The organism is Myroides albus (assembly GCF_009711045.1).
Classification (GTDB): domain Bacteria; phylum Bacteroidota; class Bacteroidia; order Flavobacteriales; family Flavobacteriaceae; genus Flavobacterium; species Flavobacterium album_A.
This window is the reverse complement of sequence record NZ_WMJX01000040.1, coordinates 1-21,555: the sequence shown is the minus strand read 5'-3', so window position 1 is coordinate 21,555 and position 21,555 is coordinate 1. Positions and strand designations below refer to the sequence as shown.

Genomic DNA, 21,555 nt, shown 5'->3' with positions numbered 1-21,555 from the left:
TACAAAAGAGGGTGACCTTTTGGGACACCCTCTTTTTGTTTTTGTATGTATTATTTATTGTATTTGCTTTTTGTTTGTAAGATTGATGAAAATGGAAAGTAAGATATAAATGAGGATAATCAATGGTATAGCCAAATACTGTAGTGTAATTAGCAATATGATTGATAGGACTACAAATCCGATTTGCAATTTATATGAGCTTAAATTCCCTGGTTTTATTTTTAGAGAAAACAGAGGTAATTCTGCGTTCATGATTATAGCACTTAAAATACTGATTACAACCAATAAATAAGGGTTACTTAAAACAGATATTATTGTTTCTGATTCTGTTGTTGCGATTATCATTGGAATACTCAAGATAAATAACGCATTACCAGGTGTAGGCAGTCCGATAAAAGAATCTGTTTGTCTTGTATCGATATTGAATTTAGCTAATCGGTACGCAGCACCTAAAGTAATTATGAAACCAAAATAGGGAACTACTCCCATGTAATATGTTTCTGGAGTGAGGTTGTATATCTCTTGATTTTCTTGTATGCTTGCTAACATTTTATAGACTACTAAGCCTGGTACAACTCCACTTGTAACCATATCTGCTAAAGAGTCTAATTGAAGACCTAATTCGCTTTTTACGTCTAAAATACGCGCAACGAACCCATCCCAGTAATCAAAAAATATTCCTAAACATACCCATAAAAATGCCATCGGGATATTGTCGTCGAATGCGTAAATACATGCGATTAATCCTGAAAGTAAGTTTAAAAGTGTTATTGCATTGGGAATGTGTTTTTTCATAATTGATTTTATTTGTGTATAAACTTTATAACGGTCTATCTATCATTAATGGTACAAATGTATCATAAAGTTACTAATTTTTATAGTGTTTGTTTGTATTACTTTATGTAATGCGCACTTTGAAAAGTAAAATGATATTGCTGCGAATCAAATTTCAAATGTGTTTTTTTTGCTACTATAGAGTCAATAGCGTTTGAGTGTATCAACAAGTTTGAGTGATTGTGTATTATTGGAAAAAGGAAAAGCACATTCACAATAGAATAAAATGGAATAGTAGGGTTATTGTAACTCATATTACGTGATAGTCTTATAAGTGAAATATAGTTGAGCAAGAAAGGAGTTTATTAATGGTGTAAGTTCACTGTGATATGTTTTTACAGCTATTGAAAGCAGAGGGGAATAGGTTTTCTTGGCAGTATTTGGCTAATTGGGAATACAGATTTACTACTAAAACGCTTTCTTAGGTGGTTAGGCAATTTTTTTTTATTGTAAATCATGAGGGAGTAAGCTATTTTTGTGATTACTCAATAAGAATTGAACAACTATTTATATCATCGTATATGGGAAAGAAAATAATGTGCGTGCTTTTATGCTTATGGTTTGGGCAAATTGCTTTGTCTGCAGAACGAGCTTTGTCTGATCGCGCTCAAATTAGTGTATTGACTATCGGCACAGGTCCTATGTTACACGAGTTGTATGGTCATACAGCTATTCGCGTTTTTGATCCGTCTTATGGAATAGATAGAGTGTACAACTTTGGAATGTTTGATTTCAGTACACCTAATTTTGGATTGCGCTTTATAAAAGGTGATATGTTGTATTATGCCGATTATACATCAATGAAGGACTTCGTTAGAAGTTACGTTTATTACAATAGAAGTGTATACGAACAAGTATTGAACTTGACTGAAGATCAAAAAGAGAAGATTTGGCACAGTTTGGAAAATGCTTTAACTGAGGAAAACAAATACTATGTCTATAAATTTATTGACCAAAATTGTACAACAAAGGTTGTTGATATTGTCAATCAGGATACCAATACAGTAGTTGAAGCAGAGGTAACTGATAATATTAAAACGTATAGACAGATGTTTAATGACTATTTGGATAGTAGTTATTTTTTAAAGTTAGGGATAAACATGATACTCGGTGCTCGCATTGATCAGACGAATGACAAACAGTTTCTTCCTGATAAGTATATGATGGGACTTGAGCAAACGAAAATGGATGGCAAACCTATTGTAAAAGAAACCAAGACTATCTTTGAAGCAAACCAAGAGTTAAGAGCAACAACTCCATGGTGGGATACCTATGCTTTTTTTAGCTTGTTATGCGTTGTACTTGCTGTAATGTCATACAAAGTGAAAGCAATTCGCTATAGCCTAATATTAATTATTGGATTATTTGGAGCCTTCTTTTTATTTGTAAACTTTTACTCTTTTCACGTTGAGGTATTGAACAATAATATTTTACTATTGTGCAATCCTTTGCTGCTATTGCTCCCTTTCGTTAATACAAACATTAGAATGGGCAGAGTTTTGCATATCGTTTTGTTGATAGGTATGACAATTTATGTTGTTTTAAATATTACTTCTGAAAAATTAGTAGTTACTCTTCCTTTATATCTTTTAACTTTGTGTTTATTAATAATTGACAGAATTATTATAAACAAAAAAGATTAAGCTATGTTTTCAATTTTTAAATCTAAACCAGTATTAAAAGATTTAATACCCAATAATTATGTAGATATTCATTCGCATTTGTTATTTGGTATTGATGATGGTGCTAAAACAAAAGAGGATACAGTCTTCATTATTCAATCCATGAAATCTCTTGGGTTCGAACAAGCAATTACAACACCACACACCACACCTCTTGTATGGGATAACACCAAAGAAGGAATTTTGTCAAAATACCAAGAAGTAAAAGCAGTTTTACCTCAAGAAGCAGAGGCATTAAAGTTGCGCGTTGCATCTGAGTATTTGATGGATGAGAGTTTTCTCAAGAGAATAGCATCAGAAGAATTATTGACGTTAAAAGACAAATGTGTTTTAGTGGAGATGTCTTACATCAATCCGCCTATTCAATTACAAGATATATTATTTCAATTAAAGTCCAGAGGATATGACATTGTATTGGCGCATCCAGAGCGATACAATTTTTATCACAGCAATACGGATATGTATGCTAAATTAAAGAAAATGGGATGTCAATTTCAAATGAACCTACTTTCAGTGACAGACTATTATGGAGGTCACGTTTTGGAGGCTGCAAATTTTCTATTGAAAAACAATATGATAGACTTTGTAGGTTCTGATATTCACCATAGCAAGCACATCAAAGCGTTTGAATCAAAAGTACAAGTGAAAGATATAGGTAACTTTGAAAAAGCAATTGAGAACAATCAATTCTTTAGAATATAAGTTAAGATCTGTAATACAAAAAAGCCTAATCAATTGATTAGGCTTTTTTGTATTAAAATAGAATAAGTTTTCTCGGGTTATTTTGCAGGGATAACTTCTCCTTTAATTCTCAAGGGAACTACACCATTTACATAGTTAACTGCATTTGATTCTACAGTAATTGTTCGGCTAATACGGCCTACATTCATGTTGTATTGTACATCGATTTTTCCTTTTTGACCAGGTAAGATTGGTTCTGCTGGTTTAGAAGGAACTGTACATCCACATGTAGAACGAACATCAGTAATGATTAATGCTTCATCACCTGTGTTTGTAAACTCAAAAGTTCTAAGACCATTGTCTTTTCCTCTTTCTACTGTTCCGTAGTCAATGGTATTGTTTTCAGCTTTAAATTCGATTTTTGGTCCTTTTTGTGCGAATGAAACTGCACTTGCAAGTACCATTACTACTACTGCTAAAAATTTTTTCATTATACGTCTCTTTAATATTTGTTTTACTAAAATTAAATAAAATAGTTATTCAAGCAAATTAATAATTATAATACTTCATTTTAGGAGTAATTTTTTTATTATTAACGAGTAATAACTATTTTTGCTGATACAAAGATACGGAAAAAAAAGTTTAGTGATTTTTCACTACAAGTGAATTTTAATATTCATTATACTTTTTTAGAAGTGTTTAACGTTAAAACAAGTAAATTTTTTTAAAGAATGAGTATTCCTGCACAATTTGACGCGAAGCAAGTAGAGCAAAAGTGGTACCAGTACTGGCTTGAGAATAAGTATTTTCAGTCAATACCAGATCACAGAGAGCCTTATACAATTGTAATCCCTCCACCTAACGTAACTGGAGTTTTACACATGGGGCATATGTTGAATAACACAATTCAAGATGTATTAATACGTCGTGCACGTTTAAAAGGGCTTAACGCTTGTTGGGTTCCTGGAACTGATCACGCTTCTATTGCAACTGAAGCAAAAGTCGTCGCAAAATTGAAAGAGCAGGGAATCAATAAAAACGATTTAACACGTGAGGAGTTCTTAGCACATGCTTGGGAGTGGAAAGAAGAATACGGTGGAGTAATCTTGGATCAGCTTAAGAAATTAGGTTGTTCATGTGATTGGGACCGTACTAAATTCACAATGGACCCTGAGATGTCAGAACAAGTGATTAAAGTATTTGTTGATTTATATAATAAAGGTTTGATCTATAGAGGTTACCGTATGGTGAACTGGGATCCTGAAGCCTTGACTACTTTATCAGATGAGGAAGTAATCTACGAAGAAAGACAAGGAAAGCTTTATCATCTTAAATATCAAATCGAAGGTAGTAGTGAGTATTTAGTGATTGCTACCACTCGTCCTGAAACTATCTTAGGGGATTCAGCTATTTGTATTAACCCTAATGATGAGCGTTATACTCATCTTAAGGGAAAGAAAGCGATTGTGCCGATTTGTAATCGAGTAGTACCTATCATCTTTGATGAGTATGTAGATATGGAATTCGGAACAGGATGTCTTAAGGTGACGCCTGCTCACGATGTAAATGATAAAGATTTAGGTGAAAGACATAATTTAGAAATTATCGACATCTTTAATGCCAATGCAACCCTGAATGAACAAGGATTACATTATGCAGGTAAAGATCGCTTTGTAGTGCGCAAAGAAATCGAAGCTGAGTTAGCGTCTATCGGAGCTTTAGACAAAGTGGAGAACTATGTGAATAATGTTGGTACTTCTGAACGTACAAAAGCAGTTATTGAGCCAAGGCTTTCGGATCAATGGTTCCTTAAAATGGAAGAATTGGCAAAACCTGCATTAGAGGCAGTATTAGAAACAGAGGATGTTAAGTTATATCCAAGTAGATATAATAATACATATAGAAGCTGGTTAGAGAATATTCGCGATTGGAATATCTCTCGTCAGTTGTGGTGGGGACATCAAATACCTGCTTTTTATTACGGAACGGGTAAAGAAGACTTTGTCGTTGCTGAGACAATTGAGGCTGCTTTAGAATTAGCTAAGGTAAAATCGGGCAATTCAGCAATGACTGTGGCTGATCTAAAACAAGATGAAGATGCATTAGATACTTGGTTCTCATCTTGGATATGGCCAATGTCTGTATTCAATGGAATTAATCATCCTGATAACAAAGAATACAACTACTATTATCCAACAAATGATTTAGTGACTGGACCGGATATTATTTTCTTCTGGGTAGCGCGTATGATCATGGCAGGATATGAGTACACTGGTAAACAGCCATTTACAAATGTATATTTTACGGGGATTGTTAGGGACAAACAACGTCGAAAAATGTCTAAATCATTAGGAAACTCTCCTGATGCCTTAGGATTAATTGACAAGTTTGGAGCTGACGGTGTTCGTGTAGGACTGTTATTATCTGCTTCTGCGGGAAATGACATTATGTTTGATGAGGAATTATGTGCTCAAGGAAAAGCTTTCACTAATAAAGTGTGGAACGCATTCCGTCTAATCAAAGGATGGGAAGTGTCTGAGACATTAGCACAACCAGAATCTGCTAAAGTATCATTAGCATGGTACGAAGCGAAGTTACAGAGTGCTTTAGTAGAGATAGAAGATCACTTCTCTAAATATAGAATTTCGGATGCGTTAATGACCATCTATAAATTAGTATGGGATGATTTCTGTTCTTGGTTCTTAGAAATGATCAAACCAGGTTACCAACAACCAATCGACAAAGCTACTTTCGAGAAGACTATCGAATTGTTAGAAGCTAACTTGAAATTGTTACATCCATTTATGCCATTCTTGTCAGAAGAAATTTGGCAACATATTAAAGAGCGAGATGCTGCTGATGCATTAGTTGTATCTGCATGGCCAGAGATGACGTCATTTGATGAAAACTTGATTAAGGAGTTTGATTTCGCTACAGAAGTTGTTGCAGGTATCCGTACTATTAGAAAAGACAAGAATATTTCGTTTAAAGAAACGATAGACTTAAAAGTAATCAACAATGATAAAACGTCAGCATACTACGATAGTATCATCTCTAAATTAGGAAACGTTGTTTCTATAGAGTATGTATCTGAACAAGTAAGTGGAGCACTATCATATCGCGTAAAATCTAACGAGTACTTTATTCCTGTAACAGGAAGTGTAAACTTGGAGGAAGAAATCGCTAAGTTAGAAGATGAGTTGAAATACTTAAAGGGATTCTTGAAATCTGTACAAGGGAAATTGTCAAACGAGAAGTTTGTAAATGGAGCTCCTGCACAAGTAATCGAGAATGAAAGAAAAAAAGAAGCAGATGCTTTAGCTAAAATAGCTACTATTGAACACAGCTTAGCTGGATTAAAATAGCATTGTATCTCTTAACTATAAAATGCCTCTAATTAGCACAAGCTAATTAGAGGCATTTTTTTATCTTCGCACTTATGAAAATTAATGTACATAAACATGGGGCAACTGCACAAGTTGAAGGCATAGAGATTGTTAATCAATATCCTACAACTTTAGACACGTCTTTACCTGCTTATTCGGTAGGTATCCACCCTTGGTATATTAAGGAGGATAATATAGAGGAAGAATTGAGGCTGTTAGAATTGCAGTTGCAAGGAGTAAACTGCTTAGCAATAGGAGAGTGTGGTTTAGATAAAAAGGCGAATATTTCGTTAAATATTCAAGTTGAAGTATTCAAGAGACAGTTACTACTTGCAGAAAAATATAAAAAAGCAGTAATTTTGCACGTCGTTTCAGCCTTTCAAGAGGTTATTGCAATTAAGAAGCAGCTGAATATCAGTGTTCCTTTGATTATTCACGGATTCAATAAGAAGCATGAAGTAGCAGAAAGTTTGTGGAAAAACGGTTTTTATTTGTCTTTTGGCAGGCATTTAATTGACAAGGAGAGCTTACAGAGTACTTTTTTGCAAGTTCCCAAAGAGCGATTGTTTTTAGAAACAGATGACGCTGCTGAAGTGACTATTGCTGAGGTATATCAAGTAGCCGAGAGGTTATGTAAAGATATAGAAACGATAATAGAGCAGAATTATAGAACAGTATTTAATAGATAACAACAGTCAATAGACTGATTAATAAATAGAATTAATGGCGATTTGGCAAGAAAGAGCAGAATTACTTTTTAAAGAAGAAGGTTTACAAAAACTGAAAGAGGCAAAGGTATTAGTTGTAGGATTAGGAGGTGTTGGATCATTTGCAGCAGAATTTTTAGCAAGAGCAGGAGTTGGTAGTATGACTATTGTCGATGGAGATACAGTGGATATCACTAATATCAATAGACAATTGCCCGCTTTGCATTCTACAGTAGGTCAACCTAAAGTAAAGATCGTTGGTGATCGCCTTTTGGATATCAATCCAGAATTAAATCTTACGCGCATAGAAGAATTTATTTCTCCAGAGCGAGCACACGAAATAGTTACTTCGGATTTCGATTATGTGTTAGATTGTATTGATAGTATTACTCCAAAGATAAATATCATTTTGGCAGCTAAACGCAAAAAAGTAAAGGTTATTAGCGCTATGGGAGCAGGAGGAAAGATGCAGGTGAACAAAGTGGTTGTGAAAGACATAAGCAAAACAGATGTGTGTCCTTTAGCTAAACAAATCAGAAAGCGCCTGAAGAAAGAAGGTATTTCGTCAGGGGTTAAGGCTGTTTTTTCTGTGGAAAAACCCGATGAAAGTAGCTTGAAAATGACTGATGGAAAGAATTTTAAAAAGTCTTTTTTTGGGACAAATAGTTGGATGCCTGCTTTATTTGGTTTGACTTCAGCCGAGGTAGTTGTGAGGTATATTTTAGAAAAATAGTAGGAGGGTATGCGTGTACTTCTGTACCCATTTTCTTCAATTAAATAAAATTAAAAGCCTTAAGAATGGCTAATTCTTAAGGCTTTTTTTGGCTTGTAAGGTGAAGGTTAGTATCCAATAGTAAATTGTCTATTGAGCAGTTGTTTGTTGTTTACTTCATCTATAATTGCAACAGCTAAATCTTCTACAGATATTCTACTTCTACATTCGCTGTCATATACGGGCGTATTTGTACCATATCTAAATCGACCGGTACGCACTCCTGTGTTTGTGGGGTTCATTTCTATTGCTGGACTACAATAAGTCCAGTTAAAGGATTCCTCTTGACTTAATATTTTTTCGAAATAATCCTTAGCGGCTAAGGCTCCAGGTTTTATAACGTCTGGAAAATCTGCTGAGTTAACCAACTGTAAATTTGGTTTAATGTATAAAGTACCAGCCCCACCAATGACTATTAACCTTTTTGTATGGCTATCTTTTACTGCTTGGTGAATAGAAGTAGCACCTTGTATATAATCGTCATAGAGGTTTGGATTAGTCCAACCAGCATTAAAAGCACTGATGACTGTATCAGCACCTTTTAATAGTTCTGTTAGTTTATCTGTTTCCATTACATCCACAGATTTTAAAGTAAGCAAACTTGATTGAGCAATCGCTTCAATGTTGCGCGCCATCGCGGTAGTTTCTATATTTCGATAAACTAATTCTTTCAGTATCGCTTTTCCTACATAACCAGTAGCGCCGATCAAAACAACTTTTTGCATAGTACTTTACTTTTTATTTGTGGTAAAAGTAGTTAGTTTAGAAGTTGATAGAATAAAAAACCGACTTAAACTAGAAATTTCTTAATCTAGGTTAAGTCGGTTACTTAAGAATGATGATCTTCTATTCTTAATATGATGGAATTACGTTAATGACCATCAAAAACTGTAGAATAATAATTACAGCCGTTAACAACCACAAATACAGGAAGGCTATTCTCTGTGAGAAAGGTTGTTTTTCGCCAGCTTGTTTCTGTGCTTTCTTTAGGATTAACATGGGCATTATTAAAGCTAAAACAACTAAAGAAACAGAAGCATATCCCAAGGCAACGATGAATCCATCAGGGTAGAACAAAGCAAATCCTATAGGTGGTAAAAACGTTAATAAAATCGCACTTGTATTGTTTTTAATCAACGGCTTGTGTTTCCCTAAATCCTTTATATAGTCTTTTAGAGCCATTGCAACTCCCCAGAAAGAAGTTAGTATAGCTGCTCCCGCAAAAATATTAAAAGCAACCTTGATCACTTTGGAGTTTTCAATTTGGCGAATTGCTTTTAGTAGCCCTTCTATCTTTGTGTTTTCTTTTAGTATTTCTGTAAAAACTCCTTCATTAATGTTTCCAAGTATGGTTAACTCCCAAATCAAATACAATAATAAAGGGAGTATACTACCGACAAAAAACACCCACTTTAATTGTTTTAGATTGCCATCCAAGTATTTTACGAGTGTAGGTATAACGACATAGAATCCAAAACTGGTAAAAATTACGGGAATAGTAGCTAATACGGGTATTGCATTCGAAGGTTTATGCAATAGGTATTGAGCTTCTATTTTTGGGAGTAATAAGCCTATTACTACGCAGAGAAAAATTAATTTAATTGAGAATACTATTTTAGTACTTATATCGACAAGTCTTGTACCAAATGCAATAATACCTCCAAACATGACAGTAAATAAAATAGCGGATACTTCGGTAGATATTTCTCTGTTGAGCCATAGTTCTAAATTTGTGCGAAGGATATCTCCTCCTCCTGTAATATAGGCAGATACCAAGGCATACATTAAAGTAAGCATGCTGATTGCAGTAATAATTGCTCCAGTATTGCCAAGGTATTTGAATGTCAATGTATTTAGACCATCTTCTTTAGAATTGTATTTGTAAACATCAACCAAAAGTATCGAAGTGTAAAACATCGCGAACCAGATACAGAACAAGATAAAGGCCATAAAAGTAAAACCTACACTTGCTGAGATGATTGGCATTGCTAACATTCCTGCGCCGATGGTAGTCCCTGCTACAATAAGGACGCTTCCGATAATTTTTTGCATTTTTAAATTTTGTTTTATTAATGTTGATGATGTACTATTTTGTTAATCTAATATGGGTAATATTCCCATAGTCATTAGTATTTGAATAACTAAAATACCAGCCCCAAATAGGAAAATGAATGAAAAGGCTACTTTTTGTAATAGTGTAATCTTTTCTTTTCGATGTCGCTTTACTTGTATGTACAAAAGTACTGGAATGAAAAGTGAAGTGATCACGACTGATATGGCTGCGTATCCTAAAGCAATAATAAAGCCATCAGGATAGTAGAATACAAATAACAAAGGCGGTACAAAGGTGATAAGGTAAATTACGAGTGAATTATTTGCAAACACTTGTTTTTTGCTCAAGTCTTTGATGTAATCAAATAAAGCCAATGCTACTCCTAAAAAAGAGGTTAATATAGCAGCCGCAAAGAAAATATTTAGTGGAATATTAACCCATTTGGATGTAGTCACATTCTTTACTGCTCTTAGTACTCCAGAAGGTCCTTTGCTTTCATTGATAACGCTGTATAATGTTTGTTGATCTACACTTCCTAAGATTGATATTTGCCAAAACAAATACACAATTAAGGGTAAAATACTTCCGTATATGAATGCCTTTTTAAGCAATTTCGTATCTCCATTTAAATAGTTTACCATACTTGGTACGACAATGTGAAATCCAAACGAGGTGAATATAATAGGTATGGAAGAGAAAACTAATGCTCTTTCAATAGGAAGGCTCATTAAGTTCTCTATTTTGACAAACCCAAACATAAATAGGATAACGACAAGCAAGAAGATTAGCTTAATCATAAATATCCATTTAGTTGCGATGTCTACTACTCTTGCTCCTAATCCCACAATACCCCCAAAAACAATGGTAAAGCCAATGGCTATTACTTGGGGACTGAGATTAACTCCAAACCAATTTGAGATATTCAATCGAAGAATATCAGTACCACCTGCAATATAAGCACAGACAAGTGCGTACATCAACGTGAGCATACTAAAACCTGTGATATATTGCCCTGCTTTTCCTAAATATCTAAATACCATTGTGTTTAGACCATCTTCGTGTGAGTGATCGCGATAGGTATCTACCAATAGAATTGCTGTATAACACATGGCGAACCATATAAAAAACATGATTAAGGTAATTCCTGAGAATCCAACACCTGAGGATATTATTGGCATTGCGAGCATTCCACCTCCTATAGCTGTTCCAGCAATGATTAAGGTACTTCCAATTAGTTTACTATTCACTTTGTTAATGATTTGGTGTCTATTATGAGTAAAAAATAAATATATGTTTTTATTTATTAAAATAATAGAATATGTTGTACGATTATTTGATTTTTTATTATTTGTATTTAGCTTAAAATATGTTAATGTGCTTCTCGAGGCTACCGAAAAGGACACTTTGCGAAACATTGTTTATATTTGTACTAATACTAAATAGTAAGTTATGAGTATGGATAAATTAGAGAAACAGCTCACTGATAAAAAGATTAATCCAACTGCTATGCGATTGTTGATCTTAAAGTTTTTGAAACAACAAAATGGCGCTGTTTCCTTAGCAGATATTGAATCAAGCTTCGAGCAATCGGATCGCGTAACTATTTATAGAACAGTAAAAACCTTTGAAAGCAAAGGATTGCTACATAGTATTACCACAAATAATGTTACTCAATATGCTTTGTGTTCTCAGGAGTGTGATGCTAATAGTCATCACGATACTCACTTACATTTTGTCTGTAGTAGTTGCAAAAAGACAATTTGTTTGACGCAAGTTTCTATACCTCAGATTGAAATACCTCAAGGTTTTCAATTAGATGATATTGAAATTGTTGCTAAAGGGATATGTAGGGAATGTAAATCCTAATATCGATAATTGCTGCTGCTAAATCGATACTTTGAGATAACGTGGCTTATAATGTGTAGAGCGTGTTCTCTTGAATTTTCAATGAACCAAGTATGTGTATTAAGTCCACCACATACTACACCTGCTAAGTACAGGTTAGGTATGTTCGTTTCCATTGTCTCAGGGTTATAAATTGGTGTAAGTGATTCTGTATTGGCAATTTCTATTCCCAATTGCTTTAGGAAATCAAAATTTGGCTTGTAGCCAGTAAGGGCTAACACAAAATCATTTTTTAGTGTGATATCTCCATTTGGAGTATTTACAAGGACACTATCTTCCTTTATTTCAGTAAGGTTACTATTGAATAAAGCTTTGATACTTCCTTCTTTTATTCTGTTTTCTATATCTGGTTTTACCCAGTATTTAACATGGGAACTAATTTCTCCATCTCGAATAACCATAGTGACATTTGCTCCTTTACGGTAGCACTCTAAAGCTGCATCAACAGAGGAGTTACTTGCTCCTACCACTACCACATCCATACCTGCATAAAAATGGGGATCATTGTAGTAATGCGTAACTTTAGGTAAATCTTCTCCTTTGATATGAAGTAAATTAGGGATGTCGTAAAAACCAGTTGCAATAATGACATTACTCGCCTTGTAGTTTGCTTTATTCGTCGTTATGACAAAGTGATCACTTTCATCTTTTTTAGCATCGATAACAGTTTCAAATAAATTAATCTTTAACTCATTCGATGTCGCAACTCTTCTATAGTATTCTAAAGCTTCATTGCGTCGTGGTTTTTTCTCTGTAGAGATAAAGGGTATATTGTCTAATTCGAGCAAATCAGCTGAAGAAAAGAACTGCATATTGACAGGATAATAATACAGTGAGTTAACTATACAGCCTTTTTCAACAATAAGGTATGATAACCCTTGTTTTTTTGCTTCTAGTCCGCAAGCTATACCAATCGGTCCTCCGCCTACTATCACTATATCAAATTGTTCCATGTTTTTTTACAGTATGATTATTTTATGTATTACACAAAGATACTTATTTCTTTTAGGAATAGGGAGGTAAAAAGGAAGATTAAATGAAATAGAAGTCTAAAAGGGAGGGATTGTTATTTGTTTTCATGTTCGTCATTCTATCGGACTTGTAGCAAGTGTAAAAAGAAACAGGGAACCAATAGGCTCCCTGTCAAAGTGAGGTTATGCTATATAACCTATATTTTAATTAAATACTATAAAGCAAATAGATTATTTAGTTGCTTTAGTAGAAATTTTAATTTTGATTTCGTCGTTGATAATTTTATCTCCAGCTAAATCTTTAACGATTGAACCTGAGTTAAAGTTAACTCCCCATTTAGTTCTATCAATAGCAAACTCTTCAGAAACGATAGTAACATCATTATCAGTTACAGTTACCGTAGCAGGGAAAGTAATTGCATTAGTAGCTTCTTTCACAGTCAAGTTTCCAGTAACCATTTGTTTTCCATTTTCTTCTGCAATAGAAGTTAATTCAAAAGTTGCAGTTGGGTATTTTCCTACGTTAAAGAAGTGGTCTGCTTTTTCTTCAGCACTCCCTTTTAAGTGAGCTTCTAATCCAGCTTTTCCATCAGGATCTGTAATATCAGTTACATTGATAGTATTCATGTCAAGAACAAAAGTACCATTAGTAACTTTTCCTTCTTTTACGAATACTTTTCCTTCTTTTAAAGTAATTGTACCTGTGTGATTGTCACCAGATATTTTTCCACCAACCCAGTCAATTTTTGAGTCAGCAGCTACAACGTTGTAGTTGATCGCATCAGCAGCTGGTGTTGTAACCTCTTGCTCTGTTGTAGTTGTTGCTTTGTCAGCATTTTTGTTACCACATGATGTCAATGATAACGTAGCGATAACCGCTAAAGTCAATACAATTTTTTTCATTTTTTTTAAATATGCTAATTTGAGTTGCACAAATTTACAATAGTTCTAAATAATAAACAACGAGTCAGAAAAAGATGACTGTGTTTTTTTTTGAATAAAAAAAAGCTGTACGATTTCGTACAGCTTTTAATATTGTGATTATAAAATCTTATTCAGCAATTAATTTACCTTGCATCATTGCGAAGTGAGCAGGGAATGAACATAAGAAATCATAAGTACCAGCTTCAGTAATAGTGAATTCAATTGTATCTGACTCACCTCCACCTAAAGTTTTTGTATGAGCAACTACGTTGTCTTTTCCACTAGCTGGGATATAATCTGTATCAGGTGATTGTGCACCTTCAGTTGCAAATGCAGTAAGATCAGTTCCTGGTTTTAATAATACCCAGTTATGTCCCATTACAGCTTTGTCCATTTTCCCAACGTGCTTAAGAGTTAGTTTAATTGTTTTTCCAACAGGAACTTTAATTTCAGTTTTGTTAAACTTCATTTGATCATCTCCTGTAATCAAAACTCTAACTGTCTCTTTTTTATCAGTTGTAGCTTCTGTTTGTGCTCCTTCTGGAGTAACTTTTGCATCTTGTTTTTTATCTCCACAAGATACGAACATAACAGCAGTAATTGCCAATGCGAAAACAGTATTTAATCCTTTCATAATTATTGAATTTATGTTAAATGTAAAAAATTAGTTTTTTTATAACTATAAAGGTAAGATAATTCTGTGAATTAAGGTTAGTGGTAGTTCAAAATTTTGTTAAAACTTTATATTTCTTTAAAGCTTGATATGATATTTATCAGTTTTTCACTTTCTACCTCACTGTTTTTGCTCGTAGTCCAACTGATTATTTCATAATTGGCTTTTTGGCCTTCTATCATGACTTGAATCATATACATATACGTTTCGTTTTGAGACATCTTTAATTCATAGGTCTTACCAGGCAGCCCATTAATACGTACTTCATTTTCTTTGACTATCTCGTAATTAGGTTTTTTGTTGTAACGCGCTAAAGCTTTATCAATAAACGCACTGAAATCGCTATCTTCTGTCTTAGCTTCTTTTGTTGCTACGAAATACACTTGTTTGAAAGTATTACCATATTGCAAATCAGCATTAGGAAACAAGTTTTCCATTGGTGCAAGATTTCCAGGCATCTCGATTGTATAATAATTTTCTACGGTTAACGTAGTTGGGGGTGTTACTTTCTGGTTACAACTAATAGTAGTCAAAGCTAAGAAAGCTATAGCGATTATCTTTTTCATTGGAGTATATATTTAGGTTCTTATAAAAGTACTAATAATTTGCTATTCTCAGTACTAAGACCATGTTAAGTTTAGGTGTTTAGGCGAGATACAATTGTTTTATATAGAATGGAAATGTAGGAGGTGTTATTGTTCAGTTTGTTTGGTTTAGCGGATTCGTTGAGGTGTTTCCGTTATCATTGCATTATGTTGGGGATGTGGTCGGCTTATAATGGCACTTTTTAGCCGACCACAAGCCTATCACAAGCCGACCACAAGCCGACCACCCTCTTATTTGATGTAATAAAGACTACATTGTACAGAAATTATTTGTTTTTTCCTTAGCCAGTTCAACGGCTTGCTTCTTAAAAGCTGCATCGTAAGTCTTTCTAATTCTTTTCATAAGTCAAGGATAAGTTTTTATGCTTAACTCTTTGTCCAGACTAAGTTAGCAAGTCCAGTTTTACTATGATCCGTTAGGAAGACGTATCGCCAAGACGCATAAGGGCATCACCACCCGCTGGGTATGGGATGGCAATGTGCCACTACACGAGTGGCAACACCAGCATGCCTACCCTCGCCTGATGCAGGTAAACGATACAGGTAAGCTGTGTAAGGTCACAGAACCTACGGATAGTATCACGACATGGTTGTACGAAGTAAATTCTTTTGTACCTTGTGGTAAGATTAAGGATGGGGAGCACTTTAGTATTGTGAGTAACTATCTCGGTACACCGGAGTATATGTATAGCTCAGAAGGGGAGCTAGTCTGGCATGGTGTCTTAGATATCTATGGTCGTATCGATATGAAGGTAGGTAAGCGGATGGACTGTCCGTTTCGATATCAGGGACAGTATGATGATCTGGAGAGTGGTCTATACTATAACCGCTTTAGGTATTATAATCCTGATATGGGGATGTATGTTAGTCAGGATCCTATTGGGTTAAATAGCCGTAACTATAATCTATATAGTTATGTTAGAGATACTAATCGAATAACAGGCCCTTTTGGTCTAGATTGGGTTTATATCTTAGAAGATAGCAAAGGGAAACCATATTATGTTGGTCGCGCAGGAGATGACATGAGCCTGATGGATGTAGCTAGAAGGCACAATGCAACAGAAGGAACTATAGATGGAGCACGTTTCGGGGAAGGTGATACCTTGAAGAGAAAAACAGACTTTGATATTAAGCCTGACCCTGTTAGAGGTTTAGAACAAATCGGTATTGACGATACAGGTGGAAAAATAGGTAGAAGTCAAGAGTTTAGACGAGGTAATAATATCGATGGTATCTCAGAAAGAAAGCGAAAGAAAGCGGATGGTAAGAAAAGAATGAAACAAGGTAGAGAGTTCCTAAATAAAGAAAATGTAAAGAAAGTAACTGAACTTCCTACTCTTGAAGAATTAACATTCGATGAATTTGACAAAAAAAGAAAACACAAACATTAGGAATATGAAGAATGAAATAGATAAAAAAGCATATAAAATATTGGATAAATATGCCTTTGAAGATGATACCTCTCTGTGGAGACATGATGACATTAATTACGCTATCACTAAAGGGTATTGGTTAACAGAACCTAAAGAAGACTCTATTCCCCATAGTGATTTTATTAAATTATTAGCTCGTGTACATGTAGAGATGAATAAACAAAAATGTACTAATCTATTCTTAAGAAGCCTGACTCTGAGCCGACCTGACTATCGTGTAGGTCTTGGGGTAATGGCTATAATGAAGACCTTTCCAACACATACATTCTATAATAAAGAACACAATTTAGAAGAGGAAGAATATGATAAAGTAAAATATGTAACAACTCCCTGTTCTATCTGCAATGACTATATGTACCAACCTAGCTCATTAAATAGTTCATTACTTTATTTAATGTATCTAGGGGGAGGAAAGAGTCTTGACTTAACAAACCTTTATGTAGGCATGCTTATAGATAAACGCTTAGAAGAGGAGACACCAACTGATGAAGATATAGAACGATTCTCAGCAATCTTAGATCTCGTTCTTTCTAGTGAACAGAAGGATACACCTACGATTTTAAGAAAAAGATTAACCAAGAGTAGACTACTTCATAAAGAACAAACAGATCAGGTTCAATCTTTCTTGGGACTACTAGGGTACTGTGGAATACTTCACAGTGATAAACATCTAGGAGCATTTTATGAATATAGACAGCTAGGTTGCCCTCCACACAAAACACATAATTCAGACTGGTCTTACCCAGTTGATTTCTGGTTAGGAGAATATGGTATCGATAAAGTTGCTTTTAAGTATTGGTTCGGAGAGTATAAAGGATTGGAAAAATATTGGAAATGATGAAAAGGACTTAGTTTTAATTAGCTAAGTCTTTTTAGTATCATCTGCAACTATCTCGGTACACCTGAGTATATGTATAATGCTACGGGGGACTTGGTCTGGCATGGTGTCTTAGATATCTACGGACGTATCGACATGAAGGTAGGTAAGCGGATGGACTGTCCCTTTAGATATTAGTTGCAGTATGATGACTTAGAGAGTGGTCTATACTATAACCGCTTTAGGTATTATAGTCCTGATATGGGGAATGTATGTGAGTCAGGATCCTATTGGGTTGATGGGAGGTATGGCGCTGTATGGGTATGTGCATGATGTGAATGGGTGGCTGGATCCTTTTGGGTTGTCAGCTTTAGGTGGAGGATAAGGACCTGTAAGAAAAGTTAACAAAAATATGGGAGGCGAAGTTAATCACATGCCTGCAAATTCGGCTACCCAAAATGCTGGTGGATTAGGAGGTAAAAAGATATCTAAGTATAAAGGACTTGGAATTCTAATGGATGTTGCAGATCATCAGAAAACAGCTAGTTGGGGGTCATTTGATTCTGCTGTTATATGGAGGTAAGTTCAAGAAGATTTGATTAGAAGAGGTAAGTTTGGAAAAGCAATGGAAATGGATATAAGAGATGTGACACGCAAATTTGGAAATAAGTATAATGATGGAATGAAAGATATGATAGATTATGCAATAGATAAACAATATATAACTAAACAAGAAGGAAAAAGATTAAAGCGAAAATACTTACATCATTAATATGAAAATAAATATTGAAAGTAGAACCTCGATAAATAATAATTATTTAGGAACTAAGAAAAATAAGATAGTTGAAGACATTGATAATATTACCTATTATTATGAATTAAATGCACAAAATGAAATAGAAACTTTATCTGTACGTTCTTGTGATGAATTTAATTTAGATAAGGAAAAGGTTACATATAATAACTTTGATATAATATCAACCAAATATAAGGCAATCGAAAGTGATGATGATACCTATTATTTCCTTCAACAAAACTTAGTAATATGGTTAAATAAAGAAGAACGTTGTTTTAATGAAATTCTTATTTATAAAGAAGAACTAAGTTCTTTTTACAAAGAAATGTGTACTAAAAGTAAAAAAAGAACTGAATCCAAAAGAGAATTGTCTGAACTTGTAACTTTTTTACCTTACATTGGAATTAATTCATTTAAATTTGATTCTACTGCTACAGAATATGCAGATTTAAATGAACTAGAAGTAATGTCTAATAAATTTTATATTGATAAAAGTAGTTATCTATTGAGGTTTGATAAAAATAAACTTTCTCAAATAACAATTTATAGACGATTATTTAAAGGTAATATTATATATAATGATCTAGATTTAAATAAAAAAGAAAATCTAGAATATTTAATTAAAAATAGTTCAATAATAGAAAGAAAAGGATATTGGGTTTTACCTGAAATAGGAATAACTATAAGTAATGATTTTGAAGAATTATTCTTTTTTAACAAAGAGTTGTTAAAATTCTGGATAATGATAAATAGACCAATTACAAGTTGGTAATAATAAAAGATCTAGCCATAATTAGCTAGGTCTTTTTTTTTTAACTTAAAACAAGTGTATAGTAGTTTAAAAAATGATACGATACACTGTTTTATCTTCGGAGAAGCCGTAGATACAGCTACAGGGCGTGTGACCAATACCAATACAGATATAGAGTTACAAGGGGCAATTCCTTCAGCGTAGAATAGGCATCAAAGGCAATATAAAAGCCAGTGACCGATACCAATGGGGACCGGGTAATCAGCTTCGCTCTATCATCAGTAATCTCACTCGCTCTAAGGTGGACTTCGAGTACGACCAGTGGGATAACCTGGTTAGTGGAACGTATAGCGGAGCTACTGAGCTTAAGACCATCTACAAGACACCTGATGCGGTGGAGGGCCGAACGTTAAGAAATAGTCCTGTGGACTATTTTAGTGATGGAGCCAGCAGGCGTGCGAGGGAAAACGAGAGTGCGAAGCAAGACGACAGAGTCTATGATACAGGTGGTAAGCTGATGAGTGATAAGCATCACTATTATTACTATGACAGCAAGGGGAACTTGATTTACAAGGAGTATAAAAAAGCTGACTTATTAGGCGCACTAGATAAGTACTACGTCCGCGAGCATCTAAAGGCTAAGCCTAAGGGCAGTGGTATCGGGTATATGTATAAGTGGTCAGTCAGCGGACAGCTTACTACTGTATTTAGTTCTAGCGGATTAGAGACGTATTACTATTATGATCCGCTGGGCAGGCGTATCGCTAAGACGCATAAGGGTGTCACTACCCGCTGGGTATGGGATGGCAATGTACCGCTACACGAGTGGCAACACCAGCATGCCTACCCTCGACTGATGCAGGTGAACGATACAGGTAAGCTGTGTAAGGTCACAGAACCTACGGATAGTATCACGACATGGTTGTACGAAGTAAATTCTTTTGTACCTTGTGGTAAGATTAAGGATGGGGAGAGTTTTAGTATTGTGAGTAACTATCTCGGTACACCTGAGTATATGTATGATGCTACGGGGGACTTGGTGTGGCATGGTACACTAGATATCTACGGTCGTATCGATATGAAGGTAGGTAAGCGGATGGACTGTCCGTTTCGATATCAGGGGCAGTATGATGACTTAGAGAGTGGGCTATATTATAACCGCTTTAGGTATTATAGTCCTGATATGGGGATGTATGTGAGTCAGGATCCTATTAAGTTTTTAGCTGGGATAAAATTCTATCCATACGTAGAAGATTCAAATATAGATTATGATTCATTAGGACTTATTTCTGAGGGAAAGTTTGGAACTTTTAAAGGAACTAAGAATACTCTAGATGAAGTAGGAAATGGTATTCAAAGGCATCATTTAAATCAAACTGGAGTATTCAATTTTGATAGGGATTCAGGAAGGGTAATTGGGTTAGAAGGTTATGCTTCTCGAAAAGGGAGTCAACATTATAAGGCTCATTTACATATGGATGATTTTTATGAAAAGTTAAGAGTTAAAGGGAAGATTCCATCCGTTTTTAGATATAATGTTGAATTATATAAATCACTGAGAAAAGCAGAAATGGGAAGAAGGGTAAGTGTGAAAGGAGTATATTTTGCTGTATTAGAACAACTTACTAATGGTAAATTTCCATGGAATAAAGTAGATAATATTAATGTTAAACGTGTAGCACATCATTAGAATATAAAATAATGAATTTAAAAGAATTATTATTTGGAAAGAAGATAGAGATTTCACCAAAAATGGATGAAATAGCTCAAAAGTTAATAAATAATGAATGGTTTATTAATTGTGGACCTGAGCATCAAGTTGAAATAGAAACCTATTTTAAGCTAGATCAAGTGCGTACTATTGATGAAGTAGAACAAAAGATGTCTTATAAAAAAGATGTAAAGAATTTTGTTACACTCGATAATCTTTTTATTGAGTCAGCCCGAAGAGGAAGTTTATTTAATCTGCTATACTATCCTAATGATAAAAACTCATCTAAGTATAATAATCTTACAGAGGCCATTGATAAAAAGTATATTAAAAAAGGATTATTTAAACCTGATTATATTTTTCACTTATTTAATGAAAAATATAATGTAGATATTGATTTATACATTAATAGATTATTTATAAATATTTTAGTTGAATTGTATTATAAAGAAAAATATCCTGAGTATCCTACTTTTTTATTGGATAATATCGATATCTATCTTAAAGGAAAGATTATAATTGGTTGGGTAGGAAGGTTTGGAAGTCATGAAGTTGTTGAAACTGATATATTCCCAATTTATCCAGAGGAAGGAAAAGTTAATATTTGGTAATACTAAAAAAGACTTAGTTTTAATTAGCTAGGTCTTTTTAATTACTTAGGTACTTCTACGCATGCTTATGACAAACAAGGTACCGAATTTTGGCATCGTCAGTTAGACATCTATGGTAGATGTATTAAGGTAGATAATGACTTTGTTCCTTTTTTATATCAGGGGCAGTATGATGATCTGGAGAGTGGTCTATACTATAACCGATTTAGGTATTATAGTCCTGATATGGGGATGTATGTGAGT

General features: G+C 34.3%; 25 protein-coding genes. 16 read left to right on the top strand and 9 right to left on the bottom strand.

All coding sequences use genetic code 11. The features are described from left to right. Positions 1–54 precede the first annotated feature (54 nt). Positions 55–795, bottom strand: a complete 741-nt coding sequence (locus tag GJV76_RS13115) for a CDP-alcohol phosphatidyltransferase family protein (protein ID WP_155093066.1) — start codon at positions 793–795, stop codon at positions 55–57. 560 nt (positions 796–1,355) lie between these two features. Here GJV76_RS13115 and GJV76_RS13110 point away from each other — a divergent pair. Continuing rightward, positions 1,356–2,477, top strand: a complete 1,122-nt coding sequence (locus GJV76_RS13110) for a lipoprotein N-acyltransferase Lnb domain-containing protein (RefSeq protein WP_155093065.1) — start codon at positions 1,356–1,358, stop codon at positions 2,475–2,477. A gap of 3 nt (positions 2,478–2,480) precedes the next feature. Further along, a complete protein-coding gene (locus GJV76_RS13105) occupies positions 2,481–3,218 on the top strand; it encodes a tyrosine-protein phosphatase (RefSeq protein WP_155093064.1) in 738 nt (245 codons plus the stop codon). Positions 3,219–3,295: 77 nt separating this feature from the next. Here the strand turns inward: GJV76_RS13105 and GJV76_RS13100 are convergent, their stop codons facing one another. Continuing rightward, complete coding sequence (locus GJV76_RS13100; RefSeq protein WP_155093063.1) at positions 3,296–3,688, bottom strand: DUF1573 domain-containing protein; 393 nt, start codon at positions 3,686–3,688, stop codon at positions 3,296–3,298. A gap of 240 nt (positions 3,689–3,928) precedes the next feature. Here GJV76_RS13100 and GJV76_RS13095 point away from each other — a divergent pair, with 240 nt between their 5' ends. The 3 genes from GJV76_RS13095 to GJV76_RS13085 all read left to right on the top strand — a co-directional run bounded on the left by GJV76_RS13095 (position 3,929) and on the right by GJV76_RS13085 (position 8,023). Further along, positions 3,929–6,562 carry a valine--tRNA ligase gene (locus GJV76_RS13095; protein ID WP_155093062.1) on the top strand — a complete coding sequence of 878 codons (2,634 nt, stop codon included), beginning with the start codon at positions 3,929–3,931 and terminating at the stop codon, positions 6,560–6,562. A gap of 74 nt (positions 6,563–6,636) precedes the next feature. Continuing rightward, a complete protein-coding gene (locus GJV76_RS13090) occupies positions 6,637–7,272 on the top strand; it encodes a TatD family hydrolase (protein WP_155093061.1) in 636 nt (211 codons plus the stop codon). A gap of 34 nt (positions 7,273–7,306) precedes the next feature. Then, on the top strand, positions 7,307–8,023 hold the full coding sequence (locus GJV76_RS13085) for a tRNA threonylcarbamoyladenosine dehydratase (RefSeq protein WP_155093060.1): 717 nt from the start codon (positions 7,307–7,309) through the stop codon (positions 8,021–8,023). 107 nt (positions 8,024–8,130) lie between these two features. Here the strand turns inward: GJV76_RS13085 and GJV76_RS13080 are convergent, their stop codons facing one another. From GJV76_RS13080 to GJV76_RS13070, 3 genes are all read right to left on the bottom strand, one after another. Beyond that, the gene (locus tag GJV76_RS13080) at positions 8,131–8,787 is read right to left on the bottom strand and encodes an NAD(P)-dependent oxidoreductase (RefSeq protein WP_155093059.1); all 657 of its coding nucleotides are present in this window, start codon (positions 8,785–8,787) and stop codon (positions 8,131–8,133) included. Positions 8,788–8,914: 127 nt separating this feature from the next. Beyond that, positions 8,915–10,114, bottom strand: coding sequence for an aromatic amino acid transport family protein (locus GJV76_RS13075; RefSeq protein WP_155093058.1), 1,200 nt, complete (start codon positions 10,112–10,114; stop codon positions 8,915–8,917). A gap of 42 nt (positions 10,115–10,156) precedes the next feature. Then, positions 10,157–11,362 (bottom strand): aromatic amino acid transport family protein, encoded by a 1,206-nt coding sequence (locus GJV76_RS13070; RefSeq protein ID WP_160339839.1) that lies wholly within the window; start codon positions 11,360–11,362, stop codon positions 10,157–10,159. Positions 11,363–11,564: 202 nt separating this feature from the next. On the opposite strand from GJV76_RS13070, the gene GJV76_RS13065 reads away from it, so the two are divergent. Next, positions 11,565–11,981 carry a Fur family transcriptional regulator gene (locus tag GJV76_RS13065; protein WP_155093056.1) on the top strand — a complete coding sequence of 139 codons (417 nt, stop codon included), beginning with the start codon at positions 11,565–11,567 and terminating at the stop codon, positions 11,979–11,981. On the opposite strand, the gene GJV76_RS13060 is transcribed toward GJV76_RS13065, so the two are convergent. The 4 genes from GJV76_RS13060 to GJV76_RS13045 all read right to left on the bottom strand — a co-directional run bounded on the left by GJV76_RS13060 (position 11,978) and on the right by GJV76_RS13045 (position 15,154). Next, positions 11,978–12,973 carry a YpdA family putative bacillithiol disulfide reductase gene (locus GJV76_RS13060; protein WP_155093055.1) on the bottom strand — a complete coding sequence of 332 codons (996 nt, stop codon included), beginning with the start codon at positions 12,971–12,973 and terminating at the stop codon, positions 11,978–11,980. The genes GJV76_RS13065 and GJV76_RS13060 overlap by 4 nt on opposite strands. 249 nt (positions 12,974–13,222) lie before the next feature. Further along, a complete protein-coding gene (locus GJV76_RS13055; protein ID WP_155093054.1) occupies positions 13,223–13,894 on the bottom strand; it encodes a YceI family protein in 672 nt (223 codons plus the stop codon). 148 nt (positions 13,895–14,042) lie between these two features. Further along, positions 14,043–14,549 (bottom strand): azurin, encoded by a 507-nt coding sequence (gene azu, locus GJV76_RS13050; protein WP_155093053.1) that lies wholly within the window; start codon positions 14,547–14,549, stop codon positions 14,043–14,045. Positions 14,550–14,656: 107 nt separating this feature from the next. After that, a complete protein-coding gene (locus tag GJV76_RS13045) occupies positions 14,657–15,154 on the bottom strand; it encodes a hypothetical protein (RefSeq protein WP_155093052.1) in 498 nt (165 codons plus the stop codon). Positions 15,155–15,717: 563 nt separating this feature from the next. Between GJV76_RS13045 and GJV76_RS13040 the strand changes: the two genes are divergently transcribed. The 10 genes from GJV76_RS13040 to GJV76_RS15960 form a co-directional block, all read left to right on the top strand. Beyond that, complete coding sequence (locus tag GJV76_RS13040; protein WP_155093051.1) at positions 15,718–16,584, top strand: RHS repeat domain-containing protein; 867 nt, start codon at positions 15,718–15,720, stop codon at positions 16,582–16,584. 4 nt (positions 16,585–16,588) lie between these two features. Next, positions 16,589–17,464 carry a hypothetical protein gene (locus GJV76_RS13035; protein WP_155093050.1) on the top strand — a complete coding sequence of 292 codons (876 nt, stop codon included), beginning with the start codon at positions 16,589–16,591 and terminating at the stop codon, positions 17,462–17,464. A 199-nt stretch (positions 17,465–17,663) separates the two neighbouring features. Then, positions 17,664–17,828, top strand: coding sequence for an RHS repeat-associated core domain-containing protein (locus tag GJV76_RS16150; RefSeq protein WP_155093048.1), 165 nt, complete (start codon positions 17,664–17,666; stop codon positions 17,826–17,828). 27 nt (positions 17,829–17,855) lie between these two features. After that, positions 17,856–18,026: a hypothetical protein gene (locus GJV76_RS13020; protein ID WP_155093047.1), complete on the top strand. Its 171-nt coding sequence runs from the start codon at positions 17,856–17,858 to the stop codon at positions 18,024–18,026. A gap of 12 nt (positions 18,027–18,038) precedes the next feature. Continuing rightward, positions 18,039–18,215 carry a hypothetical protein gene (locus GJV76_RS13015; protein WP_155093046.1) on the top strand — a complete coding sequence of 59 codons (177 nt, stop codon included), beginning with the start codon at positions 18,039–18,041 and terminating at the stop codon, positions 18,213–18,215. A 1-nt stretch (position 18,216) separates the two neighbouring features. Then, positions 18,217–19,011, top strand: a complete 795-nt coding sequence (locus GJV76_RS13010; RefSeq protein ID WP_155093045.1) for a hypothetical protein — start codon at positions 18,217–18,219, stop codon at positions 19,009–19,011. A 54-nt stretch (positions 19,012–19,065) separates the two neighbouring features. Continuing rightward, positions 19,066–19,194 carry a hypothetical protein gene (locus tag GJV76_RS16095; RefSeq protein ID WP_258204614.1) on the top strand — a complete coding sequence of 43 codons (129 nt, stop codon included), beginning with the start codon at positions 19,066–19,068 and terminating at the stop codon, positions 19,192–19,194. 97 nt (positions 19,195–19,291) lie between these two features. Next, positions 19,292–20,680, top strand: a complete 1,389-nt coding sequence (locus GJV76_RS16145; RefSeq protein WP_155093044.1) for an RHS repeat domain-containing protein — start codon at positions 19,292–19,294, stop codon at positions 20,678–20,680. 11 nt (positions 20,681–20,691) lie between these two features. Beyond that, a complete protein-coding gene (locus GJV76_RS13000) occupies positions 20,692–21,312 on the top strand; it encodes a hypothetical protein (protein WP_155093043.1) in 621 nt (206 codons plus the stop codon). A 108-nt stretch (positions 21,313–21,420) separates the two neighbouring features. Continuing rightward, positions 21,421–21,555, top strand: a 135-nt coding sequence (locus GJV76_RS15960; protein WP_317162603.1) for an RHS repeat-associated core domain-containing protein, incomplete at its 3' end; no start/stop codon positions are given.